The sequence below is a fragment of the Nocardia tenerifensis NBRC 101015 genome, assembly GCF_000308715.1.
GTDB lineage: Bacteria > Actinomycetota > Actinomycetes > Mycobacteriales > Mycobacteriaceae > Nocardia > Nocardia tenerifensis.
This window is the reverse complement of record NZ_BAGH01000214.1, coordinates 1-8820: the sequence shown is the minus strand read 5'-3', so window position 1 is coordinate 8820 and position 8820 is coordinate 1. Positions and strand designations below refer to the sequence as shown.

General features: G+C 69.8%; 9 protein-coding genes and 1 pseudogene. 7 read left to right on the top strand and 3 right to left on the bottom strand.

Features of this window, described 5'->3' with window-relative positions:
* Positions 1–209, bottom strand: a pseudogene (locus tag ON39_RS18055) (TldD/PmbA family protein); the annotation flags it as partial.
* Positions 206–1735, bottom strand: coding sequence for a TldD/PmbA family protein (locus ON39_RS18050; RefSeq protein WP_040735568.1), 1530 nt, complete (start codon positions 1733–1735; stop codon positions 206–208). The pseudogene ON39_RS18055 and the gene ON39_RS18050, both read right to left, overlap by 4 nt.
* Positions 1736–1931: 196 nt before the next feature.
* Between ON39_RS18050 and ON39_RS18045 the strand changes: the two genes are divergently transcribed.
* Complete coding sequence (locus tag ON39_RS18045; protein ID WP_246003168.1) at positions 1932–2576, top strand: TetR/AcrR family transcriptional regulator; 645 nt, start codon at positions 1932–1934, stop codon at positions 2574–2576.
* Here ON39_RS18045 and ON39_RS18040 read toward each other — a convergent pair whose 3' ends face one another.
* Positions 2577–3344 carry a TSUP family transporter gene (locus tag ON39_RS18040; RefSeq protein ID WP_040735566.1) on the bottom strand — a complete coding sequence of 256 codons (768 nt, stop codon included), beginning with the start codon at positions 3342–3344 and terminating at the stop codon, positions 2577–2579. It lies immediately after the preceding gene.
* Positions 3345–3464: 120 nt separating this feature from the next.
* Between ON39_RS18040 and ON39_RS18035 the strand changes: the two genes are divergently transcribed.
* The 6 genes from ON39_RS18035 to ON39_RS18010 form a co-directional block, all read left to right on the top strand.
* The gene (locus ON39_RS18035; RefSeq protein WP_040735565.1) at positions 3465–4640 is read left to right on the top strand and encodes a sensor histidine kinase; all 1176 of its coding nucleotides are present in this window, start codon (positions 3465–3467) and stop codon (positions 4638–4640) included.
* Between the two features lie 329 nt (positions 4641–4969).
* Complete coding sequence (locus ON39_RS18030; RefSeq protein ID WP_040735564.1) at positions 4970–6178, top strand: cytochrome P450; 1209 nt, start codon at positions 4970–4972, stop codon at positions 6176–6178.
* Between the two features lie 360 nt (positions 6179–6538).
* Positions 6539–7198 carry a response regulator gene (locus ON39_RS18025; protein WP_040735561.1) on the top strand — a complete coding sequence of 220 codons (660 nt, stop codon included), beginning with the start codon at positions 6539–6541 and terminating at the stop codon, positions 7196–7198.
* An 86-nt stretch (positions 7199–7284) separates the two neighbouring features.
* Positions 7285–7767, top strand: coding sequence for an FxsA family protein (locus tag ON39_RS18020; protein ID WP_040735560.1), 483 nt, complete (start codon positions 7285–7287; stop codon positions 7765–7767).
* 76 nt (positions 7768–7843) lie between these two features.
* Complete coding sequence (locus ON39_RS18015; RefSeq protein WP_040735559.1) at positions 7844–8086, top strand: ribbon-helix-helix protein, CopG family; 243 nt, start codon at positions 7844–7846, stop codon at positions 8084–8086.
* A 95-nt stretch (positions 8087–8181) separates the two neighbouring features.
* Positions 8182–8820 (top strand): amidohydrolase family protein (locus tag ON39_RS18010; RefSeq protein ID WP_040735570.1); only part of this gene is annotated, 639 nt, incomplete at its 3' end.

The window sequence follows — 8820 nt, the reverse complement described above, 5'->3', positions numbered from 1 at the left end:
ACGCGGGCGGAGTGCGGTCCCTCGCGGAAGATCGAGATGACGGCCCAGTCCCGCGACACCGAGGATCCGTTGGTGGTCATGGAGTTTCCGGCCCACCGCAGCGAGGTGTCGTAGACGTCGGTGACGATCACCATCGCCTCGTCGGCGTGCGAGAGCGCGAGCGCCCGCTCGACCACCTCGCCGGCGGGCATCACGTTCTGCGCGGTCATCGGCCCGCCTCCGTCCGGGTGTTGAGAATGTTGACGCCGCGCACCAGCACCGACGGGCAGCCGTGACTGACCGCCGCGACCTGTCCGGGCTGGGCCTTGCCGCAGTTGGACGCGCCGCCGAGCTGCCAGGTGGACGGACCGCCGACCGCCTCCATCGCGCCCCAGAAGTCGGTGGTCGTCGCCTGGTAGGCGACGTCGCGCAGCTGGCCGTCGAGTTTGCCGTCGCGGATGCGGAAGAACCGCTGGCCGGTGAACTGGAAGTTGTAGCGCTGCATGTCGATCGACCAGGACTTGTCGCCGACGATGTAGATGCCGTTCTCGACGCGGGAGATGAGTTCCTCGGTGCTGGTGTCGCGCTCGGGGTCGGGTTGCAGGGAGACGTTGGCCATCCGCTGGATCGGTACGTGGTGCGCGGAGTCGGCGTAGGAGCAGCCGTTGGAGCGGTCGAGGCCCAGGCGCGGGGCGAAGACGCGGTCGAGCTGGTAGCCGACCAGGATGCCGTCGCGCACCAGATCCCAGCGCTGCCCGGCGACGCCCTCGTCGTCGTAGCCGATGCTGGCCAGTCCGTGCGCCTCGGTGCGGTCGCCGGTGACGTGCATGATCGGCGTGCCGTAGCGCAGGGTGCCGAGCTTGTCGGGGGTGGCGAACGAGGTGCCCGCGTAGGCGGCTTCGTAGCCGATGGCGCGGTCGTATTCGGTGGCGTGGCCGATGGATTCGTGGATGGTCAGCCACAGGTTGGTCGGGTCGATCACGAGGTCGGTCGGGCCGGGGGTGACGGTCGGCGCCTTGACCTTCTCGGCGAGCCACTCGGGGATGCGCGCGAGTTCGCCCTGCCAGTCCCAGACTCCGTCGGCTCCGGTGACGTACTCCCAGCCGCGGCCGACCGGCGCGGCGAGCGTGCGCATGGTCTCGAACACCCCGGCCGAGGAGTCGACCGTGGTCGCCTCGAGCGCCGGGTGCAGCCGGACGCGCTGCTGGGTGATGGACGAGCCGGCCGTGTCGGCGTAGAAGGTCTGCTCCTTGACCTGCTGGACCGACGCGGTGACGTGGTCGACACCGTCGGCGCTCGACAGGCGTCCCGCGTAATCCTGGAGCAGCGCGACCTTCTCGGTGGTGGGCACGGTGAACGGGTCGAGGTCGTAGGCGGAGACCCAGCGCACGTTGTCGTAGATCGGCTCGTCGGCGAGCTCGACCCGCTCGCGGTTGAGCGCGCGCAGCGTCCTGGCCACGGTCACCGCGCGGCGGGCCACATCCGCCGCCGTGTCGGGGGTCAGCGCGGCGTGCGAGGCGAAACCCCACGTGCCGTCGACGATCACGCGCACCGCGAGGCCGAGCTCGGCGTTGTCGGTGATCGACTCGACGCGCCCGTCGCGCAGCCGGATCGACTGGGTGACCAGCCGGTGCACGCGGAGGTCGGCGTGTTCGGCGCCCGCCGCCTTCGCCGCGGCGAGCGCGGCGTCGGCGAGCGCGGCCAGCGGGAGGTCGAGGAACTCGGCGTCCACATCCTTGGAAGTCGCGGTGCTCACCCGCTCCAACCTAGTCTGTTCCCGGCGAGAGAGCTTGCGCCCGCCGGGTTTACCCGCCGTGCTTGTTTGCATGGAGTGCAAGCAAGCATGAAATGCAAGGTGGCACAGGGTGAAACCCCGGAGTGGGCGGCGCGAACGGCACGCGCGGAACCGCCGCCTACCGCGTCTGCCTCGCGAAATGCCGTACTGTGCCCGCGTGCCGCCATCCGCCCTCCGTGACCGCAAACGCGAACGTACCCGCCGAGCCCTGCTCCAGGCAGCCGTCGACCTCTTCGAGACGAGAGGTTATGAGGAGACGACGGTAGCCGACATCGCCGCGGTGGCCGATGTCGGAACCCGCACCTTCTTCAACTACTTCGCCAGTAAGGAAGAGCTGCTCTTCCCCGAGACGGACGAGCGGGTGCGCGCCGCGGTGGCCGCCATCGCGAGCAGGCGGCCGGGGGAGCGACCGGTCGAGGTGTTGCTACGGGCGTTGCGCGCGGCGGGCGACAACCCCGGTGAGCATCTCGTCGACGATCTGCACGCGCGGATCGCGGCGTTGCGCGCGAAGGTGTCGCGGACGGTGCCGTCGGTGAGCGGGCGGGCGGCGCACGCGCAGTTGGTCGCCCAGCGCGAGATCGCCCGTCAGCTGCACGCCGCGTTCCCCGCCGAACTGGACGAGGTCGGCGCGGCGGCGCTGGTCGGCGCGGTCGTCGGCGCGGTGTCCGGCGCGCTGACCGTGCTGTTCCAGCAGCCGCTCAACGGTGCGGAGGACGGGGAGCGGCTGCACCGGCGCATCCACGAGACCACCTCGCGCGTGCTCAAGCCGTGGCTCGCGTCGCAGGTGGAGACGCGGGGCTGATCAGCCGAACTGCTGCCAGCCCAAACGGATCACCATCCCGACCACGACCACGAGCAGCACGACGCGCACGAACTTCGCGCCGTTGCGCAGCGCCATATGCGAGCCGACGATCGCGCCCGCGACATTGCCGACGGCCATGGCCGCGCCGAGCGCCCAGATGATGTGGCCGGTCGCGCCGAAGAAGAGGAGCGCGCCGACATTGGAGCCGCAGTTGATCACCTTCGCCATCGCGGCCGCGCGGACGAACTCGGTGCCGAGCAGAGTGGCGAAGGTGATGATGAGGAACGTGCCCGTGCCGGGGCCGAGCAGTCCGTCGTAGAGGCCGATCAGGCCCGCCGCGAGCGCGACCGTGAGGATGAACTTGCGCCGCGTCGGCGCGTGCGTGGCGAGGGTGACGCCGATCGACGGGCGCAGCGTGACGAACACCGCGACCGCGACGAGCACCACCATCACGATCGGGATGAACAGGTCGCGATCGATCAAAGACACTGCGGCCGCGCCGATTCCGGCCGTGATCGCCGCGATGGCCGCCGCGGGCAGCAGCACCCGCCAGCGCAGCGGCACCTTGCGCGCGAAGGTCACCACCGAGGCGCTGGTGCCCGCGACCGCGGCCAGTTTGTTGGTGCCGAGGGCGGTCTGCGGCGCGATGGTCGGCGCTACCAGAAAGAGCGTCGGCAGGATGATCAGTCCGCCGCCGCCGACCACCGCGTCCACCCAGCCGGCGGCCGTCGCCGCCGTCAACAACACCGCCCAATCACCGATCTGCACACCGTCAGCCAACCAGACGGCGGCGGGCGGGCCAGTCAGCAGTCCAGTACGGGCGTACTGCTACCGGCCGCGCGCCCCTGACCGCACGCGAAAGCCGCAGGTCGCCTTAGGCTGGTCGGCGTGCGTCGGTTCAGTCTGTGGCTTCGCGGCAAGCCCATCGTTGCGGATTCGATGCTGGCGTTCGTCCTGCTGGTGGTCGAGGTGCTCGGAATCGCCAACGCGGAGAACAAGATCGCGACGTTCGCCATCGGGCTGCTCCTGCCGCTGCCCCTGGTGTTCCGGCGGGTGTACCCGCGCGCGATGGCGGCGATCTCGCTGCTGCTGTCGTTCGCCGCGACCGTGGTGCAGTACGTGGCCGGCGACGAGAAGGTCGAGCACATCACGCTGTTCAGCCTCGGCATCATGCTGTACACACTGGTCGCCTATGTCGGGCGGCGGGAGGGGCTGTTGTTCGCGGCCGGCCTGGTGGTCGACAGCGGGTTCACGCTGTCGCTCGGCCTGCTGAATCCGGCGACCGATCTCATCTTCACCCTGATGTTCTTCGCGCTGTGCTGGACGCTCGCGGAGTTCATCGGCGCGCGGCACGCCTACGACACCGAGGTCGCGGCGCGGCTCGCGGTCGCCGACTACGACAAGGAGCGCCGCGCGCATGACGCGGTCTCCGCCGAACGCACCCGCATCGCGCGCGAGCTGCACGACGTGGTCGCGCACGCGGTGAGCGTGATCATCGTGCAGGCCGACGGCGCGCGATACGCGCTGCGCCGCGACCCCGACGCCGCCGAGCAGGCGCTCGGCACGATCGCGGGCACCGGACGCGAGGCGCTGCGCGAGCTGCGCCGGACCGTCGCGTTGCTGCGCACCGAACACGCCCCCGACCAACTCCCGCAGCACGGCACGGCGGGTTTGGCCAGGGTGGTCGACATGATGCGCGGCGCGGGCCTGGCCGTCGAGCTCGAGCTGACCGGCGAACTCGACGACATCGCGCCCGAGGTCAGCCTCGGCGTGCACCGCATCGTGCAGGAGTCGCTCACCAATACACTGCGTCACGCGGGCCCGCACCCGAAGGCGTGGGTTCAGGTGCGCCGCCGCGACGCCGATGTGACCGTCGACATCACCGACACCGGCGGCGTTCCGCTCGACGAGCCCGCCGTGCGGATCAAGGGCGGCGGTATGGGTCTGGTCGGCATGCGCGAACGCATCGCCGTTCTGGGCGGGACGTTGGAGACCGGTCGCGCGGCCGACGGCGCGTGGCGGGTGCACGCGAGCATTCCGCTGGAGCCGGGGCTGCCGGAGTAGGCCGCCGGCGCACGTGGAGTGCGCTCGAATCGGCTGCCGTGCGTATGCCCGCGTTAGGCGGGAACGTCTGCATTCGGCGGGGGCGAATATCCAACAGCGAGCACCTCGCTGAGCCAGCTGTCTCAACTGTTCGATATCCGACTTCGTCGCTGGTCCGAGCGTGGGCCTGGGCGTGTCTGACGAAGGCGTTGACATGCGGCCGAGCAGCATCCCCGTCCAACCACGATCGTCGGGCGAACCCGGTCAACCCTTGCGTATATGTATACGTCTACTTATAGTGAATCTGTCGCTTTGCTGATTCGTCTCAAACCTGTACTCGCGCAAGGAGAATGGCCGTGAGTGAACTCCACACCGTTACGACGCTACCGACGGCGCGGCAGCCAGGCTGCCCGTTCGACCCGCCGGAAGAGTTGATCGACGCTCGCCGACACGGCCCGATCAGCCGCTACACCTTTCCCGGTGGGAAATCCGGCTGGCTGGTCACTGGATACGATCTGGTCAGGTCGATGCTGGCCGACTCGCGGTTCAGCTCGCGCAAGGAACTCATGCTCCACCCGACCGTTGACTATTCGGGGATCGAGATCCCTCCGGCGGCGCCGGGCGAGTTCCTCCTCATGGATGAGCCGCGACACGGGCGCTATCGGAAACCGCTGGTGAGCAAGTTCACCGCGCGGCGAATGGGGCTGCTCACCGAGCGCGTGCAGCAGATCACCACCGACCACCTGGACGCCATGGAGCAGGCGGGGCCGCCGGCGGACCTGGTACCCGCGTTCGCCCGGCCGATTCCCGCCATCATGATCTGTGAACTGCTGGGGGTGCCCTATCGAGACCGGGACCGCTTCCAGGACCACGTCGAGTCGTTCATGGACGGGGAGACCAGCGACGAGGACCAGATCGCCGCGGTTACCGCGACCTACGAATACCTCACGGAACTGGTGGCCGCGAAGCGGGCCGATCCCACCGACGACGTGCTCAGCGACCTCATCGACACCGATCTGACCGATGAGGAGCTGCGGGGGATGGCGCTGGTGCTGCTCGCGGCCGGGTTCGACACCACCGCGAACATGCTGGCGTTGGGCACCTTCGCACTGTTGCGCCACCCCGAGCAGCTCGCCGCGCTGCGCGCCGATCCCGCCCGCACCGACCAGGCCGTCGAGGAGTTGCTGCGGTATCTGAGCGTTGCCAAGACGTTCATGAGAACAGCGTTGGAAGACGTCGAACTGGCCGGCCAGACGATCAAGGCCGGGCAGGTGGTCATCGCGTCCTACCACACCGCCAACCGCGACCCTGAGCGCTTCGCCGATCCCCACGCGCTCGATCTCCATCGGCGGGCCGACGGGCATCTCGCCTTCGGTCACGGCATCCACCTGTGCCTGGGTGCGCAGCTCGCCCGAGTCGAGATGCGCGTTGCGTTTCCCGCGCTGATCAACCGATTCCCCACGCTACGCCTGGCCGTACCGGCCGAAGAGGTTGCGCTGCGTCCGGAGACCGCGGACATTTTCGGGGTGAAAAGCCTCCCGGTCACCTGGGACGTGTGACCGCGCCTACCAACGCCCCACTGAGCCGGCGCTTCGGCGCGGCAGAGCCGGGTACGCCTCACCTTATCCGCCAAGTCCGCGGGTGAAGCCGTCCGGCGCACCGGGTTGGCTCACCCGCGGCGCCCTCTTCGGCTGAGTGCCACCCGCCGCCAGACGCTTCGCGTAGCCGCTGATGCTGCGCGCGTCGTTAGTCGCCGAGGAGGTCTTGGTCGCTGCGAACGAAATTCCCTGCTGATCTGCGGGTAGGAGGCGAAGGAGCGCGGGTGGCAGCTTCGCGGTCTGCGAAGAGTGGTGCGCGCATGCTCTCGGCGGCGGATGAGGTGCGGTGTGCCGTCGGGGGCGGCACGTTAGATTAAGGGCGTGTCGATCACCGTTCTCGTCGTGGATGACCAGGAACTCATGCGTATGGGGCTGAAGATGGTGCTCGGTGCGCACCCGGACATCGAGGTGATCGGGGAGGCGGCCAACGGCGCGGCCGCGGTCAGCCGCGCGGCCGAGTTGCGGCCCGACGTGGTGCTGATGGACGTGCGCATGCCCGTGGTGGACGGCGTCACCGCGACCACGCGGATCGTCGAGGCGGGCCACGGCTGCCGCGTGCTGGTGATGACCACCTTCGACCTCGACGAACACGCCCTCGGCGCGTTGCGCGCGGGCGCGAGCGGATTCCTGTTGAAGGACACCCCGCCCGAGGATCTGATCTCCGCGATTCGCAGCGTCGCCGCAGGGGACGCGGTGGTGTCGCCGAAGGTGACCAAGCGCCTGCTGGACCGGCTCATCGCCGAGGATCCGGCGCGCATGCGCGACCCCGGCGTCCTCGATGTGCTCACCGCCCGCGAACGCGAGGTGCTCGAGCAGATCGCCGCGGGCCGCTCGAACGCGGAGATCGCCGAGCAGCTTTATCTCTCCGAGGCCACGGTGAAGACCCACGTCGGCCGCGTGCTCACCAAACTCGGCCTGCGCGACCGGGTGCAGGCCGTGGTGCTGGCCTACGAGACCGGGCTGGTCCGCCCCGGCGGCTGACGGATCTCAGCGGGCTCTCAGGTGGTTTCGGGAGAAAAACGGCGGTGGCGGACGTTGCTAGGAGTAGATCGTCCGAAAGGATCGCCATGCCCGCCCTAGTCTTCGTCCTCTATGTCGTCACCGAGATCATCGCGCTGGTCGCCGTCGGCCAGTGGCTCGGCGTGATCCCCGCCATTCTGTTGCTGATCGCCGGGTCGGCCGCGGGCATGCTGATGATCGGCGCGCAGGGACGGCGGGTGTTCGAGCAGTTCCGCCGGGCCGCGCGCGGGGAGATCGCGCCGGGCACCGCGGTCGCCGACGGCGCGCTGGTCGCCACGGGCGGATTCCTGATGTTCGTGCCCGGCCTGGTCACCTCGCTGTTCGGGTTGCTGCTGCTGTTGCCGCCGACCCGCATGCTGGTGCGTCCGCTGGTCACCGCGTTCGCCGCGCGCCGGTTCGGCAGGATCGCCGCCGCGATGCCCTATCGCGGCGTGGTGATCGACGGCGGCGAGGTGGTCGACGGCGTCGTCGTGCAGCAGTGGTACGACGACGGTCAGGGCAACGCGCGCCGCGCGATCACCAAGCCATAGTTTCGCCATTACCAACGGGTAGTAAAGGCGCGCGGACGGGCTAGGGATCCGCGCGAAACAGGGTTATGGTGGCGCGATGGCCACCGAGCAACTCACCATCACGGTGAGCGAGGAGTTAGCCGCGGCAGTGCGGAAGGCCGCGGCCGCTGCCGGACAATCGATTTCCGGATTCACCGCCGCCGCCCTGCGGCTGGAGCTGATCGCCGTCGAAGCGGGCTGCCGGGGCGGCGCGCCGCTCGGGCCGTCTCCGTTCGCGGACGTGATGACGGTGCTGGCGTGCCCGGAGGACGTCGCGCCGCACCCCGTACTGAACGGCTGACCGGCAGGCCCGAATCGGGCTACGGCAGACTGGTGCCTCGTGAACGAGCGAACCAGGGTGGCAGCGGGCGTACGCGCGAGCGGCGAGGTCGAGTCGTGAGTACACAGTTGCTCGTCGGCGGCCGCTTCTACAGCTCGAGCTCGCCCGACGCGACCGCGATGGCGGTGACCGACGGCACCGTGGTGTGGCTCGGCGCCGAACAACCCGGCCGGGCGCTGCATCCCGAGGCGGAGATCATCGACCTCGACGGCGCGTTCGTCGCGCCGGCCTTCGTCGATCCGCACGTGCACGTCACCGCGCTGGGACTCAAACTGACCGGGCTCGATCTCTCTGCGGCCCGTTCGCTCGAACACTGCCTGTCGCTGCTCGGCGACTTCGCCGCGGCCCACCCCGACGGCGCGATCCTCGGCGACGGCTGGGACGAGACCGCCTGGCCCGAGGGCCGCCCGCCGACGGTCGAGGAGATCGACGGGGTCGTCGGCGCGCGACACGTCTACCTGTCCAGGGTGGACGCGCACTCGGCCGTCGCGTCCTCGGCCCTGCTCGACACCCTGCCGCAGGTGCGCACCGCCGACGGCTTCACCCGCGGCGAGCCGGTCCGGGCGAACGCGCACCACCTCGTGCGAACCGCCGTGCTCGCGGAACTGGATCGGGCACAACGGGATCGGGCCAGGACCGCCGCGCTCGACCACGCCGCCGCGCACGGCATCGTCGCGGTGCACGAATGCGCCGGC